This is a genomic window from Aquabacter albus (assembly GCF_040049275.1).
In the GTDB taxonomy this organism is placed as follows: Bacteria; Pseudomonadota; Alphaproteobacteria; order Rhizobiales; family Xanthobacteraceae; genus Aquabacter.
Genome location: NZ_JBDZDT010000005.1, coordinates 223835 through 243979, shown reverse-complemented (window position 1 = coordinate 243979; position 20145 = coordinate 223835). Strand labels below are relative to the sequence as shown.

The 20145-nt window shown below is 67.5% G+C and carries 20 protein-coding genes and 1 riboswitch; of the genes, 8 read left to right on the top strand and 12 right to left on the bottom strand.

Translation table 11 applies throughout. The annotated features are described in order from the left end of the window. Positions 1 to 58 precede the first annotated feature (58 nt). From cysQ to cbiB, 4 genes are read left to right on the top strand one after another with little or no spacing between them, the layout of a single operon-like run. Positions 59 to 895, top strand: a complete 837-nt coding sequence (gene cysQ / locus ABLE91_RS13865) for a 3'(2'),5'-bisphosphate nucleotidase CysQ (protein WP_348931482.1) — start codon at positions 59 to 61, stop codon at positions 893 to 895. Positions 896 to 898: 3 nt separating this feature from the next. After that, entirely contained in the window at positions 899 to 1843 is a 945-nt protein-coding gene (gene cysD, locus ABLE91_RS13860) for a sulfate adenylyltransferase subunit CysD (RefSeq protein ID WP_348931481.1), read from the top strand. Further along, positions 1843 to 3750: a sulfate adenylyltransferase subunit CysN gene (gene cysN, locus ABLE91_RS13855; protein ID WP_348931479.1), complete on the top strand. Its 1908-nt coding sequence runs from the start codon at positions 1843 to 1845 to the stop codon at positions 3748 to 3750. The genes cysD and cysN overlap by 1 nt, the downstream gene beginning before the upstream one ends. A gap of 30 nt (positions 3751 to 3780) precedes the next feature. Beyond that, complete coding sequence (gene cbiB, locus ABLE91_RS13850; protein ID WP_348931478.1) at positions 3781 to 4755, top strand: adenosylcobinamide-phosphate synthase CbiB; 975 nt, start codon at positions 3781 to 3783, stop codon at positions 4753 to 4755. On the opposite strand, the gene ABLE91_RS13845 is transcribed toward cbiB, so the two are convergent. The 11 genes from ABLE91_RS13845 to ABLE91_RS13795 form a co-directional block, all read right to left on the bottom strand. Beyond that, on the bottom strand, positions 4739 to 6193 hold the full coding sequence (locus ABLE91_RS13845) for a cobyric acid synthase (protein WP_348931477.1): 1455 nt from the start codon (positions 6191 to 6193) through the stop codon (positions 4739 to 4741). The two genes, cbiB and ABLE91_RS13845, sit on opposite strands and share 17 nt — an antisense overlap. A 7-nt stretch (positions 6194 to 6200) precedes the next feature. Next, positions 6201 to 6821, bottom strand: coding sequence for a cob(I)yrinic acid a,c-diamide adenosyltransferase (gene cobO / locus ABLE91_RS13840; protein ID WP_348931476.1), 621 nt, complete (start codon positions 6819 to 6821; stop codon positions 6201 to 6203). Beyond that, a complete protein-coding gene (gene cobU / locus ABLE91_RS13835) occupies positions 6818 to 7351 on the bottom strand; it encodes a bifunctional adenosylcobinamide kinase/adenosylcobinamide-phosphate guanylyltransferase (protein ID WP_348931473.1) in 534 nt (177 codons plus the stop codon). Before cobU ends, cobO begins: the two co-directional genes overlap by 4 nt. After that, complete coding sequence (locus ABLE91_RS13830) at positions 7348 to 8091, bottom strand: CbtA family protein (RefSeq protein WP_348931470.1); 744 nt, start codon at positions 8089 to 8091, stop codon at positions 7348 to 7350. Before ABLE91_RS13830 ends, cobU begins: the two co-directional genes overlap by 4 nt. Positions 8092 to 8103: 12 nt before the next feature. Further along, complete coding sequence (locus ABLE91_RS13825) at positions 8104 to 8289, bottom strand: CbtB domain-containing protein (RefSeq protein ID WP_348931468.1); 186 nt, start codon at positions 8287 to 8289, stop codon at positions 8104 to 8106. Between the two features lie 49 nt (positions 8290 to 8338). Continuing rightward, positions 8339 to 8534: riboswitch (cobalamin riboswitch) on the bottom strand. Positions 8535 to 8587: 53 nt separating this feature from the next. Next, a complete protein-coding gene (rfaE1, locus tag ABLE91_RS13820; protein ID WP_348931466.1) occupies positions 8588 to 10024 on the bottom strand; it encodes a D-glycero-beta-D-manno-heptose-7-phosphate kinase in 1437 nt (478 codons plus the stop codon). A 9-nt stretch (positions 10025 to 10033) separates the two neighbouring features. Next, the gene (gene rfaD, locus ABLE91_RS13815; RefSeq protein ID WP_348931464.1) at positions 10034 to 11035 is read right to left on the bottom strand and encodes an ADP-glyceromanno-heptose 6-epimerase; all 1002 of its coding nucleotides are present in this window, start codon (positions 11033 to 11035) and stop codon (positions 10034 to 10036) included. Between the two features lie 33 nt (positions 11036 to 11068). Beyond that, positions 11069 to 12160, bottom strand: a complete 1092-nt coding sequence (gene waaC, locus ABLE91_RS13810) for a lipopolysaccharide heptosyltransferase I (RefSeq protein WP_348931462.1) — start codon at positions 12158 to 12160, stop codon at positions 11069 to 11071. Beyond that, a complete protein-coding gene (gene waaF, locus ABLE91_RS13805) occupies positions 12157 to 13179 on the bottom strand; it encodes a lipopolysaccharide heptosyltransferase II (RefSeq protein ID WP_348931460.1) in 1023 nt (340 codons plus the stop codon). Before waaF ends, waaC begins: the two co-directional genes overlap by 4 nt. Before the next feature lie 235 nt (positions 13180 to 13414). Further along, positions 13415 to 13873 carry a phasin gene (locus tag ABLE91_RS13800; RefSeq protein ID WP_348931458.1) on the bottom strand — a complete coding sequence of 153 codons (459 nt, stop codon included), beginning with the start codon at positions 13871 to 13873 and terminating at the stop codon, positions 13415 to 13417. A 175-nt stretch (positions 13874 to 14048) separates the two neighbouring features. Then, a complete protein-coding gene (locus tag ABLE91_RS13795) occupies positions 14049 to 14612 on the bottom strand; it encodes a phasin family protein (RefSeq protein ID WP_348931456.1) in 564 nt (187 codons plus the stop codon). A 267-nt stretch (positions 14613 to 14879) separates the two neighbouring features. Between ABLE91_RS13795 and ABLE91_RS13790 the strand changes: the two genes are divergently transcribed. Then, entirely contained in the window at positions 14880 to 17411 is a 2532-nt protein-coding gene (locus tag ABLE91_RS13790) for an ATP-binding protein (protein WP_348931454.1), read from the top strand. Between the two features lie 13 nt (positions 17412 to 17424). On the opposite strand, the gene ABLE91_RS13785 is transcribed toward ABLE91_RS13790, so the two are convergent. After that, positions 17425 to 18018: a TetR/AcrR family transcriptional regulator gene (locus ABLE91_RS13785; protein ID WP_348931453.1), complete on the bottom strand. Its 594-nt coding sequence runs from the start codon at positions 18016 to 18018 to the stop codon at positions 17425 to 17427. Between the two features lie 95 nt (positions 18019 to 18113). Here ABLE91_RS13785 and ABLE91_RS13780 point away from each other — a divergent pair, with 95 nt between their 5' ends. The 3 genes from ABLE91_RS13780 (at position 18114) to bfr (ending at position 20073) form a co-directional block, all read left to right on the top strand. Then, positions 18114 to 19034: a DMT family transporter gene (locus ABLE91_RS13780; protein WP_348931452.1), complete on the top strand. Its 921-nt coding sequence runs from the start codon at positions 18114 to 18116 to the stop codon at positions 19032 to 19034. Between the two features lie 207 nt (positions 19035 to 19241). After that, complete coding sequence (locus ABLE91_RS13775) at positions 19242 to 19478, top strand: (2Fe-2S)-binding protein (RefSeq protein ID WP_348931450.1); 237 nt, start codon at positions 19242 to 19244, stop codon at positions 19476 to 19478. 112 nt (positions 19479 to 19590) lie between these two features. Further along, the gene (gene bfr / locus ABLE91_RS13770) at positions 19591 to 20073 is read left to right on the top strand and encodes a bacterioferritin (RefSeq protein WP_348931448.1); all 483 of its coding nucleotides are present in this window, start codon (positions 19591 to 19593) and stop codon (positions 20071 to 20073) included. The last annotated feature ends 72 nt before the right edge of the window (positions 20074 to 20145 follow it).

The following is a 20145-nucleotide window of genomic DNA, read 5'->3' as shown; positions in this document are numbered from 1 at the left end:
AAAGTTGCAATGACGGACGCCAGGGTCTAAGGATCGGCCATCCGTCACAGAGCATCCAATGCAGACGCAGAGCACTGCCGGCCTTCTCCTTCCGGACCTTGAAACTCTCGCCGTTTCGGCAGGTCGAGAGATTCTGGACGTCTATTCCACCGATTTTAAGGTGGCCGTGAAGGCGGATGCGTCCAGCGTGACGGAGGCCGATACCCGCGCCGAGGCGGTGATCCTGGAGGGCCTCGCCCGGCTCTCCCCGTGCATCCCCGTGGTGGCTGAAGAACAGGTGGCGGCGGGGCATGTGCCGGATGCCGCTCCCTGTTTCTATCTGGTCGATCCCCTTGATGGAACGCGGGAATTCATCTCCCGCAACGGCGAGTTCACCGTGAACATCGCCTTGGTGGAGGACGGCGTGCCCGTGGCGGGCGTGGTCTACGCCCCTGCGCTCGGCGTGCTTTATTCCGGCGCGGCCGGGCTCGGCGCATTCCGGCGGGATGTCACCGAAGGCGTTCTCGGCCCCGCAGCTCCCATCGCCGTGCGCCAGGCGCCGGCCGAGGGCATCGCCGCCGTGGCGAGCCGGTCGCATGCGGACCCGGCGACGGACCAATGGCTGAGCTGCCTTTCCGTGTCCTCCGTCCATACCGCCGGCTCCTCGCTGAAGTTCGGTCTGGTGGCCGAAGGGCGCGCCGATGTGTATCCCCGCCTCGGCCGCACCATGGAATGGGACACGGCGGCGGGCGATGCGGTGCTGCGGGCCGCCGGGGGCCTCGTCACGCGGCTCGACGGAACGCCCCTTGTCTACGGCAAGGATCGCCAGGGCGCGGATGCGCCTTATGCGAATCCCCATTTCGTCGCCTATGGCGACCGGCGGCTCGTGGAACTGGCCGCCGCGCGTGCAGGATAGGTCATGTCGGTAGCCCACGCTCCCGAGGCGCTCACGGGTCTCTCCCCGGACCGCCTCTCGCACCTCCAGCGCCTGGAGGCGGAAGCCATCTTCATCATGCGCGAGGTGGCGGCCGAATTCTCCAACCCGGTGATGCTCTATTCCATCGGGAAGGACTCCGCCGTGATGTTGCATCTGGCGGTGAAGGCCTTCTATCCCGCCAAGCCCCCCTTCCCGCTCCTGCACGTGGATACCGGCTGGAAGTTCAGGGAGATGATCGCCTTCCGCGACCGGATGGTGAAGGAACTGGGGTTCAACCTCATCGTCCACACCAATCAGGCCGGAGCGGCGCAGGGCGTCAACCCGTTCGACCACGGCTCCTCGCTCTATACCAGTGTGATGAAGACGGATGCGCTGAAGGAAGCGCTCACCGCCCACGGCTTCGACGCGGCCTTCGGCGGCGCCCGGCGCGACGAAGAGAAGAGCCGCGCCAAGGAGCGCGTCTTCTCCTTCCGCACCACCAATCACGGCTGGGACCCGAAGAACCAGCGGCCCGAACTGTGGAACCTGTTCAACGCGCGGGTGAAGCCGGGCGAATCCATCCGCGTCTTCCCGCTCTCCAACTGGACAGAGCTGGATATCTGGCAATACATCCTGGCCGAAGAGATCCCCATCGTTCCGCTCTATTTCGCCGCCGAGCGGCCCATCGTCTGGCGCGGCGGGCAGATGATCATGGTGGACGATGCGCGCATGCGCCTCGAGCCGGGCGAGACGCCGGAACTGCGCAAGGTGCGCTTCCGCACGCTGGGCTGCTATCCACTCACCGCCGCCGTCGACAGCGAGGCCGACACCCTGGAGGCCATCGTCCGCGAGATGCTGGCGGCGCGTACCTCGGAACGCTCCGGCCGGCTCATCGATCATGACGAGGCAGCGTCCATGGAGAAGAAGAAGCGGGAGGGCTACTTTTGATGAACGCCGCCCCCCGCTCGGAGCTGTTCGCCCCCGAGACCAAGAGCCTCCTGCGCTTCCTCACCTGCGGCAGCGTGGATGACGGCAAGTCCACCCTCATCGGCCGGCTGCTCTATGACACGAAGCTGCTGTTCGACGATCAGGTGGCGACGCTCGCCAGCGATTCCCGCAAGTACGGCACGGCCGGCGACGACCTCGATTTCGCGTTGCTGGTGGACGGCCTCGCCGCCGAGCGCGAGCAGGGCATCACCATCGACGTCGCCTACCGCTTCTTCGCCACCGAGCGGCGCAAGTTCATCGTGGCCGACACGCCCGGCCACGAGCAATACACCCGCAACATGGCCACGGGCGCGTCCAATTCGGACCTCGCCGTGATCCTGGTGGACGCCCGCCAGGGCATCCTCACCCAGACCCGGCGGCATTCCTTCATCGTCTCGCTGCTGGGCATCCGCCATGTGGTGCTGGCGGTGAACAAGATCGATCTCGTGGATTTCTCGCAAGAACGGTTCGACGCCATCGTCGCGGAATACCGCGTCATGACGGCCGGGCTCGGCTTCGAGACCTTCCAGGCTGTGCCCCTGTCGGCGCGCTTCGGTGACAATGTGCTCACCAAGAGCGAGCGCATGCCTTGGTACACGGGTCCGAGCCTCGTGCGGTATCTGGAAGGCATCGACGTCGCCCGCTCCGCCGAGCATCAGCCTTTCCGCATGCCGGTGCAGTGGGTGAACCGGCCGAACCTCGATTTTCGCGGCTTCTCCGGCACCATCGCCAGCGGCATCGTGCGGCCCGGGGAAGAAGTGGTGGTGGCCGGCTCGGGGCACGTGTCCCGCGTGAAGTCCATCGTCACCGCCGACGGGAATCTCGACGAGGCCAGCGCCGGCCAGTCCATCACATTGACGCTGGAAGACGAGATCGATGTCTCGCGCGGCGACATCCTTGCCGCCGCATCTGCACGTCCCGAGCTTGCCGAGCAGTTCGCCGCCCGCGTGATCTGGATGCACGAGGACGCCCTTCAACCGGGCCGGCCCTATCTCATCAAGATCGGCACACGGACGGTGGGCGCCAGCATCTCGGCCATCAGCCACAAGATCAACGTCAATACCTACGCGCCGGAGCCGGCGCGGGCGCTTGCGCTCAACGAGGTAGGCGAGGTGAATATCGTCCTGCGCGATGCCATCGCATTCGACCCGTTTACTGAGATTCCGGGCACCGGCGCCTTCATCTTCATCGACCGCATGACCAACCAGACGGTCGGCGCGGGAATGATCCGCTCCGGCCTGCGGCGCGCCACCAACGTGCACTGGCAGGAACTGAAGGTCTCCAAGGTGGCGCGCGCGGCGCTGAACCACCAGAAGCCGACCGTGCTCTGGTTCACCGGACTGTCCGGGGCAGGCAAGTCCACCATCGCGGCTTTAGTGGAGAAGAAGCTGCATGCCGCCTCGCGGCACACCTATGTGCTCGATGGTGACAATGTCCGCCACGGCCTCAACAAGGATCTCGGCTTCACCGATGCCGACCGCGTGGAGAATATCCGCCGCGTCGCGGAGGTGGCGAAGCTGTTCGCCGATGCCGGGCTCATCGTCATCGTCTCCTTCATCTCGCCCTTCCGCGCTGAGCGGCAGCTTGCCCGCGATCTGCTGGACGACGGTGAGTTCGTGGAAATCCACGTGGATACCTCGCTGGAGATCGCCGAGCAGCGCGATGCCAAGGGGCTCTATCGCAAGGCTCGCGAAGGACTGATCAAGAATTTCACCGGCATCGACAGCGCCTATGAGCCGCCGGAGCGCCCCGAACTGCGCCTTGCGGGAGGCACGAGCGCGCCGGAGGAACTGGCGGACCAGGTGATCGCCTATCTCGCGGAGAACGGTTATCTGGAACGGGATGAGGAGACGGACTGGAGCATCTGACTCGGGTTCGCTCCGGGGGGATGACCGCGCGTGCCTTTCTTTCCACTGACGGCGCTGGCGCTTCTCATGGAGGCCGCCTTTGGCTATCCGCGCCGGCTCCTGCCGGCGGTCGGGCATCCCGTCATCTGGATGGGCCGGCTGATTTCGGCGCTGGATCGGCGGATCAACCGGGAGAATGCATCCTTCGCCATGCGCCGCGGGCTGGGCGTCCTGGCCTTGCTGGTGATCCTGCTGTCCGCCGCCCTGCCCGCCTTCCTCGTGCAGCATGTGCTGTTCATGGTGCCGCTGGGCATGGTCGCGGTGGCCCTCCTCGCCTCTTCTCTCCTCGCCCAAAGGTCGCTCTATGAGCATGTGGCGTCGGTGGCGGCCGCGCTGGAGACTGAAGGGCTTGAGGCCGGCCGTGTGGCCGTCTCCCGCATCGTCGGCCGTGATCCGAACCAGCTTGATGTGGCCGGTGTCACACGGGGCGCCATCGAGAGCCTCGCAGAGAACTTCTCCGACGGGATCGTGGCGCCGGCTTTCTGGATGGTGGTCGGTGGCCTGCCCGGCGCAGCCGCCTATAAGGCGCTCAACACCGCCGACAGCATGATCGGCCACAAGACGCCGCGCCATCGGGCATTCGGCTGGGCGGCGGCGCGGCTCGACGATGTGGTGAACCTGCCCGCCTCGCGCCTTTCGGGACTTCTGGTGGTGCTCGGTGCGTCTCTCATGCCGGGCGCCTCGCCGGCCCAAGCTTGGCGCACCATGTGGCGGGATGCGCCCAGGCACCGCTCGCCCAATGCGGGCTGGCCGGAGGCGGCCATGGCCGGGGCGCTCGGCATCTCCATTGCTGGCCCGCGCTCCTATGGCGGCGTGCAGGCGGAGGCGGCCTATATGGGCGACGGCAGGCGGGAGATCGGCGCCGCCGATATCCGCGGAGCGCTGCGGCTCTATCTGATTGCCGATGGCCTGCTGGTGGGGCTCTCCTGCCTCGGCGCGGTCGCGATGCTCATCGCGCGAGGCTGAGGAGGCGGTCGAGGTCCACATGCCGGGCGAGATGGGCGGCCAGCGCATCCAGGGTCTCGTCCACCTGGGCCTCGTAGGAGACCTGCGTCGGTCCGGCACCGAGCAGAGCGAGCCATGCGGCGCGTTGGGCATCGTCCGCGAACAGGCCGTGCGCATAGGTGCCCATCACCAGCCCGGAAGCTGAGACGGCGCCGTCTGGGGCGCCACCTGTGAAGGTCGCGAACGGCCGGGCGCGATCGGGGCCGGTCGTCTCGCCCATATGCATCTCATAGCCGCTGAAGGGCGCGCCCAAACAAGAATGGCCTGAGACCGCCTCCAGGCGCTTGTCCGGCGAGAGCCGTGTGCGGACCTTCAGGAGGCCGAGCCCTTCCGTCCCACCCGGCGGGCCTTCCAGGCCAAGCGGGTCCTCGACCCTCTCCCCGAGAATCTGGTAGCCACCGCAGAGTCCCAGCACGCGCCCGCCCCGCCGTGCGTGGGCGATGATGTCGTGATCGAGGCCCCATTGCTTCAGCGCGGTGAGGTCTGCCCGCGTCGCCTTGGAGCCGATGAGCAGGACGAGATCCGTGTCCGGCGGCAGCACGTCGCCGGGGCGCAGGCGAAGCACTTCCAGAGCCGGCTCGGCGTCCAGCGGGTCTAGATCGTCGAAATTGGAGATATGGGGCAGGATCGGCACTGCGATCCGTACCCGCGCCGCCGGTTTGGAGACCGGCGGGCCTTCCAGGGCGAGCGCGTCCTCTGCGGGCAGGCGAATGGCCTCGGGAAAGTGGGGCACGAGCCCCAAAGCCGGCCAGCCCGTGTGGCGGGTGATGATCTCAAGTCCCTCGCGAAAGAGATTAGGATCGCCCCGGAACTTATTGATAATGAAGCCAGAAACAAGCGCTTCATCTTCAGGATGAAGAACTGTTTTGGTGCCGACGACGCTGGCGATCACGCCGCCCCTGTTGATGTCTCCAATCAGCACCACGGGCACATTTGCTGCGCGGGCAAAGCCCATATTGGCGATGTCGTTGACCCGCAAATTGACCTCGGAAGCGCTCCCGGCCCCCTCCACAAGCACCAGATCAGCCTCGGAAATAAGCCGGCTAAAGCTTCCTAAGACCGCGGGTATCAGGTTCTTCTTCATGCCCTGGTAGACGGCGGCTTTCGCGCTGCCCACCACCCTGCCCTGCACCACGATCTGGGCGCCGGTCTCGCTCTGGGGCTTCAGGAGCACGGGGTTCATGTGGACGGATGGCGCGACTCGCGCGGCGCGGGCCTGGAGCGCCTGGGCCCGGCCGATCTCGCCGCCATCCGCCGTGACCGCCGCATTGTTGGACATGTTCTGCGGCTTGAACGGCCGCACCTTCAGCCCCCGATTGGCGAAGGCGCGGCAGAAACCCGCCACCAACAGGGACTTGCCCACGTCCGAGCCCGTTCCCTGGAACATGAGTGAGGGCATGGCGGCCCTAGAATTCGATGCCGGCCTGCGCTTTCACGCCGGCCGCGAAATGGTGCTTCACAAGGCCCATCTCCGTCACGAGGTCGGCGGCGGCGATCAATTCCGGCTTGGCATTGCGGCCGGTGACCACCACGTGCAGGTCCGGGCGGCGCGCCGCCAGCGTCTCCACCACTTCGCCAAGGTCCAGATAGCTATAGCGCAGCGCGATGTTCAGCTCGTCCAGGATGAGCAGGGCGAGGGTCTCGTCCGCCATCAGCTCGCGCACCTTCTCGAAGGCCCGCTGCGCGGCGGCCACGTCGCGGGCGAGGTCCTGGGTCTCCCAGGTGAAGCCCTCCCCCATGGTGTACCACTGAACCCGGTCGCCGAAGGCCGCGAACGCCTCGCGCTCGCCTGTCTCCCACGCGCCCTTGATGAACTGGACTACACCCACCCGCTTGCCGCGCCCCAGCATGCGCAGAGCGAGGCCGAAGGCGGCGGTGCTCTTGCCCTTGCCAGGGCCGGTATGAACGATGAGGAGGCCCTTCTCCAAGGTGGTCTTGCCGGCCACCTCGGCATCCTGCACGGCCTTGCGCTTGGCCATCTTGTCGCGATGGCGGGCGGCCTCGGCGTCGTCGATCCCGGCGCTCATGGCGCGTCCTCCTTCACCACCAGGGGCAGGCCCGCCACCATGAACACCACCCGGTCGGAGGCCGCCGCCACCGCTTGATTGAGGCGGCCGGCGGCGTCGCGGAAGCGGCGGGCGAGCGCGTTGTCCGGCACGATGCCGAGCCCCACCTCGTTGGCCACCAGAACCGTCAAGCCGCCTCGCCCGAGAAGCGCGGAAACCAGCCGCTCCTGTTCCGCCTCAAGATCATGATCCGCCAGTAAGTGATTGGTCAGCCACAAGGTCAGGCAGTCTACGAGCACGGGGGCGTCCGGCGGAAGCTCCGCCAGAAGGTCAGCTACGTCGAAGGGATGATCGTGGGTCCGCCAGCGCGTGTCACGTCTTGAGCGATGCAGCGCGATGCGATCCGCCATCTCGGCATCGAGCGCCTGCGCCGTCGCCACATAAACATAGGGCGGCGGCGCGGCTTCGATCAGGGCTTCGGCATAACCGCTCTTGCCGGAGCGCGCCCCGCCAAGCACCAGCACGCGGCGGGCGCGCGGCCCGGCCGTCATGGCTGGGCGCCGGCCATCCTTGCGCGGACGAGGCCGGCGACGCCGCCGAGGATCGCCCAGAACAGGAAGCTCGTGACCACCACCGCGACGACGAAATTGTGCGCCAGATCGTGGGGCACGGGAGTTTCGAAGTTCTCCGGCTGCGGCGCGCCGATGAAATGCGGCGCCGCAATCAAAGCGAGCGCGGCGATCACCGCCGGCAGCGAGCGGCCATAGGCGATGAGCGCGATGCCCCCGGCGGTGGCTGCCGCTGTGGCGGTCCACCAGAGCTGCCGGGGACCCAACTCCGCCGCCGGCATGGCGGGAAGCTCGGGCGGAAGGCCGAGGCTGGGCGCCAGCGTGAAGGCGGCAAAGCCCGCGAGGCCCCAGAGGAGCCCGTCGCGCCAGCCGGTGAGCCCGCCCGCGAGTTCTGAAGCGGCGACGAGAAGCAGCGCGAAGCCGATGGCGCCAACGACATTCGCCGCCAGCGTGAAGGCCATGCGCTCGAACCCATCCGCCGGCTGCCAGCCGCCTTCGTCATGGTCATGGGCGGCCGCGGTGTCATGGCTATGCGCGGGCGTTGCGGCGTCATGGGTATGGGTCGCGGGCGCGGCGGCTTCGGCTTCGGCTTCGGCTTCCTCATAGGTCTCGGCCTTGAGGATCAGCGGAACGGTCGCGGCCTGCTGGAAGACGGTCATGGCAATGCCGGAGAATAGGCCGGCGGCCGCCGCCACGAAGACGATGGTGCGGAACAACGACATGTCGGCCCCCTGTCAGTGGCAGGGGAAGCCGGTCGAATGCCTGTAGTCGTGGGCCGCGTTATGGACCACTTCCATATGGGAGAAGCCGACGCCGCCCACCACGAAGAGACCCAGCAGCGCGGCGAAGGTGATCTGCAGCGTGCGCGACGCGACGGATTTGCCGGCGAGGTCCTGGGAAACCTGGTTCTGCGTGCTCATCTTCATCTCCTGGCCCTCCCTCCGAGGGCTGACTGGAAGCGCCCATGACTGGGCTCGCGCGCCTTCGGCAGGTCTCCTGGCTCGCGGTTCATCGCCTCTCCCCAGCCTTCCCGGAACGCATGTTCCAGTGGCGCTGCGGGGAGCGCTCACCGCCGACAGTTGCGGGGGCAGCCGCGGCTTTGGGACAGGTCCCGCACCGCATTCCCTTTTGATCCCCGAAGGGAACCGACGACTCTTCGACTATATAGGCCCGCGCGTGCGCCGCAACGGGAGCGGGGCGATTTATTGCCGAGGCGCCTCAGGACCGCGCCTTCGCCACCAAAGACGAGGTGGAGCGGCCCGCGATCAGGTTCGCCAGCACAAGGCGCCCGCCATTGGCAGTCACCACGTCCGCGCCCACCACCTCCTCGGGCTTGTAGTCGGCGCCCTTCACCAGCACGTCGGGCAGCAGGGCCGTGATGGTCTCAAGGGGCGTGTCCTCGTCGAACAGCACCACGAGGTCCACGCAGCGCATGGCGCCGATGACCCTGGCCCGCGCGGCTTCGTCCTGGAGCGGGCGCGTCGGCCCCTTCAGGCGCTGCGTGGAGGCATCCGTGTTGAGCGCCACCACCAGCCGGTCGCCCTCGGCGGCGGCGGCCTCCAGCAGCGCCACATGGCCGGGATGCAGCAGGTCGAAGCAGCCATTGGTGAAGACCACGCTCGCCCCGCCCGCCCGCCAGCGGGCGATGATCTCCTTCGCCCGCTCCAGCGAGACGAGGGCGCCCGGCGTCTCCATCTGCGGCAAGGCGCGGCCGAGGGCGGCGGCCAGCTCGGCGCGGGTGACGACGGCGGTGCCGAGCTTGCCCACGGCGATGGCCGCCGCCGCATTGGCGATGCGCACGCAGGTTTCCAGCGGCTCGCCGGAGGCGAGCGACATGGCCAGCGCCGCGAGGGCCGTGTCCCCTGCCCCCGAGACGTCGAAGACTTCGCGCGCCTCGGCGGGCACGTGCAGCACGGCGCCGTCGCGGCGCCAGAGGGTCATGCCCTTCTCGGCGCGCGTCACCAGCACATCGCCGCCGAACTGCGCGGCGGCGGCGGCAGCGGCAGCGGCCGCCTGCTCGTCGGTGGTATCAGGCAGGCCGGTGGCGTCCGCCAGTTCCCGGCGGTTGGGCGTCACCAGGGCCGCGCCGCGATAGGCCTCGAAGGTGCGGCGCTTGGGATCAACGATGACAGGCACGCCCCGCGCCTCGGCCTCTTTCATGATGGCCGCGATCACCCGGTCGCCCAGGACGCCCTTGGCATAATCGGAGAGCACGGCGACCCGGCATTGCGCGATGGCCGCACGGGCGGCGGCGATGAGGCGGGCTTCCACCTCAGGGGAGGCAGGGCTCGCATCTTCGGCATCGATGCGGACGATCTGCTGGCGCCCGCTCATCACCCGCGTCTTGGTGATGGTGGGGCGCGCCGGGTCGGCCACGAGATCGAGCGAAATGTCGGGAAAGGCGGCCAGCGCTTCGCGCAGCTCTCCGGCGCGGGCATCCGCACCCACGAGGCCCACCAGATGCACCGGCGCGCCCATGGCGGCCGCATTGGCGGCCACATTGGCCGCCCCGCCGGGCACCAGCCTGTCCATGCCATGCACCACCACCGGCACCGGCGCCTCAGGGGAGATGCGGGAGACCGAGCCGATCACATAATGATCGACGATCACGTCGCCGATGACGGCGATCGGGCCGGGCCGGGCATCAGCGAGCATGGCGCGCCCTCACCCGTTCTTGCCGCGCAGGTGGCCGGTCACATACTGGTGCACGCCGTCCTCCAGCGAGGTGAAGGGCTGGGAGAAACCGGCGGCGCGCAGCTTCGACATGTCGGCCTGGGTGAAATACTGGTAGGCGCCCCGGATGGCCTCGGGCATGTCCACATAGTGGATCAGCGGCTCCTTGCCGGCCGCCGCGAACACCGCGCGGGCTAGGTCCGCAAAGCTGCGCGCCTGGCCCGTGCCCACATTGAAGATGCCGCTCACCGCGGGCGTCTCCAGCAGCCAGCGCACCACGGCGACGCAATCGCCGACATAGACGAAGTCGCGGAGCTGGCCGCCATCCTCATAAGCGGGGTCATGGGACTTGAAGAGTGTCACCGCCTCCCCGGCGGCGGCGGTGGGATAGATCTTGTGGATCACGGAGCGCATGTCGCCCTTATGCGCCTCGCCCGGCCCGTAGACGTTGAAGAAGCGCAGGCCCGCCCATTGCGGCGGGCGCGGACGGCCGGCGGCGATATCGGCGAGGAAGCGCCGGTCCGCCATGAGCTTGCTCCAGCCATAGGCGTTGAGTGGCGCGAGCTCGAGAAGCGCGGAGGCGCTTTCATCGTCCCGGAAGCCGGAGGCGCCGTCGCCATAGGTGGCGCCGGAGGAGGCGTAGATGAAGGGCAGCCCCTTGCGGGCGCACAGGTCCCACAAATCGAGGGTGGGCCGCACATTGCGGGCGACGATCTTGTCGCCGTCCCGCTCGGTGGTGGCGGAGATGGCGCCCATATGGATCACGGCGCGCACCCGTCCGGCCTCGCGCTCCAGGAAGGAGAGCGCCGCCTCGGGGCGGATCACGTCATCCAGCAGGATGTCGGAGATGTTGCGCCATTTCGGCCCGTCTTCCAGCCAGTCGGCCACCACCACGCGCAGGCCGTCCGCGGCGCAGGCGCGGGCGAGATTGGAGCCGATGAAGCCCGCGCCGCCGGTAACCAGCACCGTATCGCGGGAGCCCGGAAGGGTCATGAGCCAAAACCTTCAGGAGCGGGGCCGCTCCGGTCACGAAGCCGGGCGCTGTTGAGGCGCCGAAGGGGTTCCCTGTGCCACGCCTGGGCCGGTCTTGTCCATCTTGTCCGCATGGCCGTGCCGCAGCACATTGAGCCCGCGCCATGCGGCCCGGGCGCCATGATCCACCATGCAGGGCGGGCCTTCCACGGTGTGCGGCGCGATCTTGCAATGGGCGTTCTCGCACGGGGCGCAGGGGCGGAACGAGCGCATCTCCAGCACCTTCGGGCCGAACAGGCCGGTGAGGCGCGCATCGGTGGGGCCATAGAGCCCAACGGTGGGCACGCCCAGCGCGGCGGCGAGGTGCCCGAGGCCGGAATCGACGCCCACCACCCCCTCGGCGCCCGCCAGGATGGGGGCGAGCTGATCGATGGGCGCGGGCGGGAGGATCTCCACCGAGGGCATGCCGCGGGCGATGGCCTCGGCGCGGCGCGTCTCCTCCTCGCCGAGCGCAAAGATGCGGGTCTTCAGCCCCGCCGTCTCGGCGATGGCGGCCAGTTCGCGCCAGCGCAGCACGGTCCAGGTCTTGGTCAGCCACGTGGTGCCGTGGAGCAGCACGAGATAGGGCGCCTCCGCCGGCGCGGGCTCCACCTTGAGCCCGGCATCGGCCGGCAGCGCCGTCAAATCGTAGCCCAGCGCGGCGGCGAACAGCTTGCGGATGCGCGCCGCCATATGCTCCACCTCGGGAATGGCGTGGCGGCGGTGGTAGAGCAGCGTCGCGATGCCCTCCCGCGCGCTGCCCCAGGCAAAGCCGTGGCGCTTTCCTTTCGCGAAGCGGGCGATGCCCGCGCTCTTCATCAGCCCCTGGGCGTCGATGATGAGGTCGTAGCGCTCTTCCGCCAGGGCCGCGCGCAAAGCGCGCCCTTCTTCCGAGCGCCAGCCGGCGAGCGGGGATTTCTTCAGGCGGCGCAGGGGCACGGGAATGGCGCGGCGGACGGCGGGATGCAGGCGCACCAGCGGCACCATGGCCTCTTCCACCGCCCAGTCCACCACGAGGCCGGGCACCGCGCGCGCGGCGTCGGTGAGCGCCGGGAAGGTGTGGACCACATCCCCCAGCGATGAGAGCTTCACGATGAGAAGCTTCATCCCCGGATCCGCGCGGCCGCCGCGAGGACCTCGCTGGGCTGGATGCTCTCGAAGCAGGCCAGCGTCCCCAAGGGGCATTCCCGCTTAAGGCACGGCCGGCAGGGCAGATCGTGGGACACGACCTGGGAGCGCGGCCCGGTGGGCGGGGTCATCTTCTCGGACGAGGAGCCGTAGAGCACCACCAGCGGCCGGTCGAGGGCGCCGGCCACGTGCATGAGCCCGGAATCGTTGGAGATCACCACGTCGGCGGCGCCGAGGATCGCCGCTGCATCGATCAGGCTGGTGCGGCCGGCGAGATTGTCCACGGGCACGCCGGCCTGCGCGACAATCTCCTCGGCGATGGAGGCGTCCTTCGGCCCGCCCAGCACGCGAATGCGATAGCCGGCGGCGCTCGCCATGGCGGCGAGGCGCGCGAACTTGGCGGCCGGCCAGCGCTTGGCGGGGCCATATTCGGCACCGGGGCACAAGGCCATCACCGGCCCCTCTCCGGCCAGAGGAAAGCGCGAAGCCGCCGCCTCCATGGCGCCGTCCGGCAAGTGCAGCACGGGGCGCGGCGACGTGAGGTGGTCGCCGCGGGGGGCGCCGAGGGCGACGAAGCGGTCGATGGTGCGGCCGGTCTTCCGGTCCCTGTCCTTGCGCGCTTCGGTCAGCAGCAGGCTGCGCCCTTCGGCGGCATAGCCGATGCGCTCGGGGATGCCGGCGGCGAAGGGCACGATGGCGGCCTTGAAGGCGCGCGGCAGGATGATGGCCTTGCCGTAGCCCTCCTCGCGCAGCGCCCGGCCCGCCTTCCACCGCGCCATCAGGCCGAATTCGCCATGGCCGAGGCCGAGGGGAATGGTGCGGCGAACGCCGCGGATCAGCTTTGCGATGGGCAAGGCGGCGGGCGGCGCGATCACATCGATGGGGCGGCCCGGCTCGCGGATACGCAGGCTCTCTATCAGGCTTCCCGCCATCACCATGTCGCCGACCCAGGAGGGGCCGACCACGAGGATGGGAGAAACCGAACCTAAGGCGCGCATGGGTGGCTCTTGGCCATGGGTGACTCTTGGGGCGCCGACACGAGGGCGCCGATCAGACGCCCATCATAGTCCGCCGGGCGGCAATGGAACACGGTGGCGCGACGGGCTGCGTCATCGCAAGGCCGGCAGGCGCCGTCAAGGCGGCCGGAAGCGGGACGGCCCGAAAAGAAAAGGACGCCGGGGAGACCGGCGCCCTGCCCTCGCCCGAGGCGAGACGCTGAAAGCGGGAAGAAGATCAGGCCGCGGAGCGGAAGGTCTTCTCGGCCGCGGCCTTGATGGGCTCGGAGCTTTCCGTCGCGATCTTCTGCGCGAGGCCGGAGAGTTCCTTGGCCTGGGCCTGGAGGTTCTCATACTGCGAGCGCAGGTGGGTGCTGGAGAGCTCCACCGCCTCGGCCGCGCTCTTGGCGCTCAGCACGGAGGCGAAGAAGTCGAACGCCGAATTCATGTTCGAGCGCAGGATTTCGAGGGACTTCACATTGTACTCGGCGACGCCCTTGGCGGCGGTGGAGCACGAATCCTCGATCATGTCGGTGGTCTGCTCGGCGGCAGCCTTGAACTTCTCGTAATTGCCACGGGCCTGCTGGACGCTCTTCTCCGCCATGTCACGGAAGGGAGCGGGCACCTCGAAATTGGAGAAGGCGCTGCTGGTGGCGGCCATCTGGTCCTGGAACGCTTTGGCAAAGCTTTCGTTCATGGCTTCCTCGGTGCGAGCAGGTTGGTGCGCGATTGGGCTGACAGGTCCAAGCCCGGCTGCGCGCACGCCCCGGACCCGTGATCCACGATCCCACAACCATCATAACCCACGATGGGTGCGGCACAAAAGAAAATTTTGCGCCGCACAATGTCGAGGTCAAGACGTCGCCAAAGCCTTAGTAGGTCTGATTCGGATCGTAAGGCTTCGGCGCAGCTTCCGCTGCCTTCTCGGCCGCATTCTGCATGTTCTTCGCAGCTGCGGCACCGGCGCTCTGCATGTCTTCAGCCACGGATTTGGCATGGGCGGTGGCGGCGGCGCCCAGAGCCTGCACCCGCTCGGAGAGGGCGCGGGCATGCTCGTCCAGCGAGCGGACGGTGGATTCGCCAAGGGTCCGCGCATCGCTGCCGAGCGCGGCCGCCTGGCTCGCCACGGCCTGCACCTGATCCTTCACGAAGGCGGCCTGCAGGCTCAGCACTTCCTGGGGCGACTTCGCCTGCACCAGCTTGTTGAGGAAGTCGAAGGAGGCATTCACATTGGCCTCCACGAGGCCGAGGGTCTTCTGGCGAAGCTCCTTGATGCCGGAATGCACTTCCTTCATCCGCTCTTCGGATTCGCCCACCGCGCTGCGGGCGGTGTCGAAGAGAGTGTCGAAAGCCTGCCGCGCCTGGGCGACATTCTTCTCGGCAATGGCCCGCAGCTCAGCGGGCAACTCGAGGTCGGGACCGAACTTATTGGTCATCGTCTTGCTCCTCGGGCGTTGCGGAACACCGGCACCGGCGGCTCCGAAGCGATCTTAGATGCGGATCGCTTGAGATGGAATTGGTTTGACGCTTCCTTCCGGCTATGAAACCACCTTTACTCAAGGGCTTAGAGTGCATTTCGGGTGGATTGTCCGCACCCTCCTGCGCCTTTTTGCCCTGGGTGATGGTTGCAGAACACAGTATGCCCCTATCTCGCGACGGTGATGCGATTGCGGGCCTGTTAATTTTTAAGTGGCACACTCAAGATGCAGATAGTGGCTGCCCGCCGGAACGGTCCGCCGGCGGCCGCTGCCCAGTCCGAGGTCATGAGCGAGCATACGTCCCGCCTTCTGACGCTGAACGAGCCGGCGCTTGCGCCGTTGCGGCGGGTGGATTTCGCGTCTTTTCTCGTCTCCCTGCCCGATGCGAAGGTGCTGGTGGCGACCCCGCCCTGCGCCGGCCTGGGCATCACTGAGGATGAGACGGCGCCCATGGGCGTGAAGGTCGTCGCCCAGCGTGTGGCGGCGAGCGGCAATAGCGCTGCCAGATTGGAGCGGGTGCGGCTTCCTTCCGCCTTTGTGCCCCACGTCTTTTCCTGCGCAACCATCAACTCGCCGCTGGGCCGCGCCGTGCTGTTCGCAGATCCCCTCGCCCTCATTCCCGGCGCGAGCGCCCCGGCGGCGGAAACGTCCGACCCCTCCGCCTCATCTCCCGAAGCCGATGAGCCCGCAAGGCCCGTGCGCTTTACCTGGGAGGCGGATGCGCAGGGGCGGCTCTCGGCTCTGTCCCCCTCCATCATCGACGCCTTGGGCCCACGCCTGCGGGCGTGGCAGGGGCGCAGCTTCGCGGACCTTACGGCGGATGGCGTCCTGAAGGACGTGGCTGCCGTCTCCGACCTTCTCCTCGCCGGTGCCAGCTTTTCCGACGCGGTGCTGTGGACCGCGGAAGATCCGCCACGCCGCATCGAGATTGGCGGCGTGCCGCTGTTCGACGGCGCCAAGCGGCGCATAGGGGTGCGCGGCTTCGGTCTCATTTGGGCGGCTCCGCCGCGCCCACCCCAGGCCGAGCCGGAACCGCCGCGCAATGTGGTGCCGCTGCGTGGAGGCACCCTTTCCCCCCGCGAGCGTTCGGCGTTTCATGAAATCGCCAGAACCCTCAACGAGGCCATCGACGGCTGGCCGAAGTCGGGAGGTCCTGAGGCGCCGCCTCCGGCCGCCCCGCCACCGGAGCCAGTGAACCCGCCCGCGCCGGAGATCATCCCTCCTCCCTCCGTCCCTCCTGCCCCCCCGCCGGCGCAGATGATGGACGAGGGGCTGCTCGACCGCCTGCCCATCGGCCTCGCCGTCCAGCAGCGCGGCGAGCTTGTCCACGTCAATGCCACTCTGCTGGCTTGGGCCGGCCTTGCCGACATGGACGCGTTTCGTGCCTCCGGCGGCCTTTCCACGCGCCTTGTGCGGGAAAAGCCGGACTCCCCTCTCGAGCTTGAGTCCGTGGGCGGTGGGCGAATTCCGGTCGATGTGCGGCTCGTCTCCGCGCCCTGGCGCGGCCAGTCGGCCATTGTGCATGTGGTGCGCAGCATCGATCGGCCTGCACCGGCCCCTCCCCCTCCCGCGCCTGTCGCCCCGCCGGTTCCACAAGTGGATGTCGGCGCGGAACGCGCGACCGCCCGGGCGCAGGCACTGGATATCATTCCGTTCGGCGTCCTCCTGCTGGACCGGGCAGGCGCCATCGAGGAGCTGAACGCCACGGCCGCCGAGCTTTGCGGCTTCCGTGGGGACGAGTTGCAGGGCGAGCCGTTCACGCTCCTGTTCGCCTCGGGCAGCCAGATGGAGGCCGTGGCCCTGCTGGAAGGCGCCTCGGCCGCGGCTCCGGGCGACCCGCCCGGCCAGGCGACGCTGACGCTCCGGCATCGGCTGGGCGTCGAAACCACCATGGAAGCAACGCTCGTGCGCGCGCTCCATGCGGCGCCGCGCTTCTGCCTGGTGTTGCGCCCGCCCTCCGCCGCGGAGACAGCGGCGCGCGAAAGGCCTGCTGAGACGCTTGTCGCAGAAGACCCCCCGCACCAGCAGCCCCCCTTGGCTGTGCAGATGGAGAAGGAAGCCGCCGCCGCCGAGGCCATGGAGCCATTCGTGCGACGTGTGTCTCATGCTGTTCGCGTTCCGCTCACCGGCATTCTCGGCTTTGTGGACGCGGTGCGTTCCTCCACGTTCGGCCCGGTGGGCAATAGCCGCTATGCCAAGCAGGCGGAGGCGGCGGTGATCGCCGGCCAGCAGCTTCTGGCAAGCCTTGAGGATATCGAGCAGCTCGTTCCCGGCTCCTTCGATGGCGACGGGGAGGCGGTGGACGTCAATGCAGTGCTGACGGAGGCCGTGGAGCACGTGGCGCCGAGCGCCCGCCGTCGCCGCATCCTGATCCGCCAGGACGTCACCCCTGAATTGGAGTGCTGGTTCAACGCCCCTGCCCTCGCGCGCATGGTGCGTATGCTGCTGGAGGAAGCGTTGCGCGCGACTCCGGCCGGCGGCCAGGTCATCGTCTCGACGCGTCGCAGCGATGCCGCGGGAGACAGCGCGGGTATCGTGGTGATGATCCGCGATGGCGGCATCGGATTGACCGAGGAAGAGATCGCCCAGGCGCTCTCTCCTCTTCGCGCCGCAACCGCCTCGGACCGTTTCACCGCCGCCGGCCTGCCGTTCCGCATGGCCCGTATCGCCGCGGTGATGAAGGCGAACGGGGGCGAATTGCGCATTCGGCGCGGGGTCGAGAGCGGCATGCTCTGCGAGATCCATCTGCCGGCCTGAGAGCGCCCGCCTCTCAACCGTCTTCCGGATCGCAATGCCCGCCGGCGAGAGCGTTCAACAGGCTCTGTAGCCCAAGAAGGGCTGGCTCTGTCGAGGAGCCGCCCAATTGCGCATTCACGATCGCTCCGTCCAAGGCGAGCGTGGCAGCCCAGGCGATGTCGGAAGCTGCCGCATCCGCCGGAAGAAGGCCCGCAATGGCGTCGCGCACCTCCTGCTTATGCTCGAGTGCGATGCCCGTGATCGATGGAATGCTTTCCCCGATCTCCGCGACCGTGTTGGCAAAGGCGCAGCCGCGGAAGCTCGACCCGCCGAACCATTCCCGCGCCACCTGGAGCACAGGCATGAGCGGCTGTGTCTCTCGCTCAGCAGCTGACTGGGAGGCCCGTGACGCGGCAAGACCGTCTTTGAACCACGCGATCCATGTCTCGTGCCGCTGGTGCAGGAACGCGCGCACTAGATCATCCTTGGACGGGAAATGCCGATAGAAGGTCACCTTCGTCACGCCTGCCTCGGCGATGACCCGGTCGATGCCCGTGGCACGCACGCCGTGCCGATAGAACAGGTCCTGTGCGGCCCACAGGATGCGATCCCGGGCGGGGAGGTCCACAGGCGCAGATGGCGGAGAGCTCTGCCTCATTCTCTTATGTAGACAGATCGTTCCACCTCTGCCAACGTAGACGAGCCTGTCTACCAAGTTGCTCCATGACATCCGCACCGCCCGCCACCTCGCCCACCGAACGGCCGGCCCCAATGGCGCTGTCGACCATCGGGCTTTTCGTCTTCGTCGTGACGGCGTGGAGCCTCAACTGGGTCGTCATGAAGCTGGCCGTGCAGGACATCACACCACTCTGGGCGGTCACGATCCGCACGGCGCTGGCCGCTGCAGTGCTCATCCCTGCCCTTTGCGCCAACCGCCAATTTGTGCGTCCCCCGCGCGCCGACTACCCCATCGTCCTTGTGATCTCCGTGTTCCACATGGTCGCCTTCGCCGCCCTGATGACCGCTGGCCTGACATATGTCTCGGCCGGCCGGGCAATCGTTCTGGGCTACACCACGCCCCTCTGGGTCGCGCCCGCCGCCTTTCTCTTCCTTAAAGAGCGGATGTCGGTTCGGCAGATGGTGGGCATCGGCGTCGGCATGGCCGGCCTGCTGCTCCTCGTCGGGCCAAGCGCCTTCGACTGGAAGAGCAGGGAGGCCATCCTTGGCAATGGGCTCCCGATCCTGGCGGCGATCTGCTGGTCCGTGAGCATCGTCTACACGCGTGCCCACCGCTGGACGGCGACGCCCCTCCAGCTCATGCCCTGGCAATGCCTGCTTGCCACTGCGGTGCTCGCGACCCTTGCTTTCTTCTTCGAGGGGCCGCCGCCTATCCGGATGAGCACGCCGGCAATCCTCGCTCTTGTCTATAATGGCGTGATCGGCACGGCCCTCGGCTTTTGGGCCATGACCGTGGTGAACAGGCGGGTGCCGGCCGTCACCGCAGCGCTCGGCGTCCTTGCGACACCGGCGCTCGGTATCGGCCTCGCCGCCCTTCTTCTCGGCGAAGGACTGGACCCGATCCTGGTCCTCTCGGCTCTGGTCATCATGGCCGGCCTCTCCATCGGCGCCAAACCTTGGACATAGCCTTGGTGCATCTCGCCGCTGCGCCAGCGATGAAAGAGGCGCTTCCAAAATAGAACAATTAGAAACTACGGCCGCTTCTTTATTTTTTGCCGTTTCGCCACCATGTCGCATCGTATCGGGATTGACGTCGGCAGGGTCGATTTGCGAAAAAAGACAGTGTGACAAGGATTTAGAAGAAATCTAAACTGCGAACGGCCAGCCAGCACGATGATTGTTTGCTCTTGCAACGTCTTTTCGGATCACCAGGTGCGTGATGCCCTCGCCAACACTGCGGGCGTGCGTTCGGCCGGTGAGGTGTATCGCTGCCTGGGCTGCTCGCCCCAATGCGGCCGCTGCGCACGCACCATCAAGGCGATCCTTGATCAGGTCCACGGCTCCTGTGCCGAATGCCCGGCGGCATGCCCCGGAGCGTCGCTCTCCACGAAGCTGATCGCCGCGGAGTGAGCGGGCGGTGTGCCTGCATGGGCTGGCGATGGTTGCCTTTAGTTTAGAATTCCTCTAACTATGATTCAAGAGTAGCGGGCGCCCCTGCGGCGCAGGGAGAGGAGCGGCGATTATGAAGGGCGATTCCAAGGTCATCGAATATCTCAATCGGGGTCTTCGGTCGGAATTGACCGCCATCAATCAGTACTGGCTGCATTACCGCATGCTGGACAATTGGGGCTTTAAGAACCTCGCCAAAAAGTGGCGCGCCGAATCCATCGAAGAGATGGTGCACGCTGACAAGTTCGTGGACCGCATCCTGTTCCTGGACGGCTTTCCGAACCTGCAGGTGCTCGATCCCCTGCGCATCGGCCAGGACATGAAAGAGATTCTGGAGGCAGACCTCGCCGCCGAGCAGGAGGCCCGTGCGCTCTATCAAGAGGCCGCCGCCTACTGCCACTCGGTGAAGGATTTCCCGAGCCGTGACCTCTTCGAAGAGCTGATGACGGACGAGGAAGGTCATATCGACTTCCTGGAGACGCAGCTCGGCCTCGTCGAGCGCCTCGGCGTCCAGCTTTACGCACAGCATCATATCGGTGAACTCGAGTCCGATTGATCCTTATCTTTTATGTCTTTACGGAAGCCCGGCCATCGCGCCGGGCTTTTTGTTTGGCTCCCTTAGTAGTTA

Excerpts from the sequence above, each read along its gene's own strand:
- cysQ (WP_348931482.1), top strand. The coding sequence starts at position 59 with ATGCAGACGCAGAGCACTGCCGGCCTTCTCCTTCCGGACCTTGAAACT.
- cysD (WP_348931481.1), top strand. The coding sequence starts at position 899 with ATGTCGGTAGCCCACGCTCCCGAGGCGCTCACGGGTCTCTCCCCGGAC.
- cysN (WP_348931479.1), top strand. The coding sequence starts at position 1,843 with ATGAACGCCGCCCCCCGCTCGGAGCTGTTCGCCCCCGAGACCAAGAGC.
- ABLE91_RS13845 (WP_348931477.1), bottom strand. The coding sequence starts at position 6,193 with ATGCCCTCACTCATGTTCCAGGGAACGGGCTCGGACGTGGGCAAGTCC.
- cobO (WP_348931476.1), bottom strand. The coding sequence starts at position 6,821 with ATGAGCGCCGGGATCGACGACGCCGAGGCCGCCCGCCATCGCGACAAG.
- cobU (WP_348931473.1), bottom strand. The coding sequence starts at position 7,351 with ATGACGGCCGGGCCGCGCGCCCGCCGCGTGCTGGTGCTTGGCGGGGCG.
- ABLE91_RS13830 (WP_348931470.1), bottom strand. The coding sequence starts at position 8,091 with ATGTCGTTGTTCCGCACCATCGTCTTCGTGGCGGCGGCCGCCGGCCTA.
- ABLE91_RS13825 (WP_348931468.1), bottom strand. The coding sequence starts at position 8,289 with ATGAGCACGCAGAACCAGGTTTCCCAGGACCTCGCCGGCAAATCCGTC.
- rfaE1 (WP_348931466.1), bottom strand. The coding sequence starts at position 10,024 with ATGCTCGCTGATGCCCGGCCCGGCCCGATCGCCGTCATCGGCGACGTG.
- rfaD (WP_348931464.1), bottom strand. The coding sequence starts at position 11,035 with ATGACCCTTCCGGGCTCCCGCGATACGGTGCTGGTTACCGGCGGCGCG.
- waaC (WP_348931462.1), bottom strand. The coding sequence starts at position 12,160 with ATGAAGCTTCTCATCGTGAAGCTCTCATCGCTGGGGGATGTGGTCCAC.
- waaF (WP_348931460.1), bottom strand. The coding sequence starts at position 13,179 with ATGCGCGCCTTAGGTTCGGTTTCTCCCATCCTCGTGGTCGGCCCCTCC.
- ABLE91_RS13800 (WP_348931458.1), bottom strand. The coding sequence starts at position 13,873 with ATGAACGAAAGCTTTGCCAAAGCGTTCCAGGACCAGATGGCCGCCACC.
- ABLE91_RS13795 (WP_348931456.1), bottom strand. The coding sequence starts at position 14,612 with ATGACCAATAAGTTCGGTCCCGACCTCGAGTTGCCCGCTGAGCTGCGG.
- ABLE91_RS13790 (WP_348931454.1), top strand. The coding sequence starts at position 14,880 with ATGCAGATAGTGGCTGCCCGCCGGAACGGTCCGCCGGCGGCCGCTGCC.
- ABLE91_RS13780 (WP_348931452.1), top strand. The coding sequence starts at position 18,114 with ATGACATCCGCACCGCCCGCCACCTCGCCCACCGAACGGCCGGCCCCA.
- ABLE91_RS13775 (WP_348931450.1), top strand. The coding sequence starts at position 19,242 with ATGATTGTTTGCTCTTGCAACGTCTTTTCGGATCACCAGGTGCGTGAT.
- bfr (WP_348931448.1), top strand. The coding sequence starts at position 19,591 with ATGAAGGGCGATTCCAAGGTCATCGAATATCTCAATCGGGGTCTTCGG.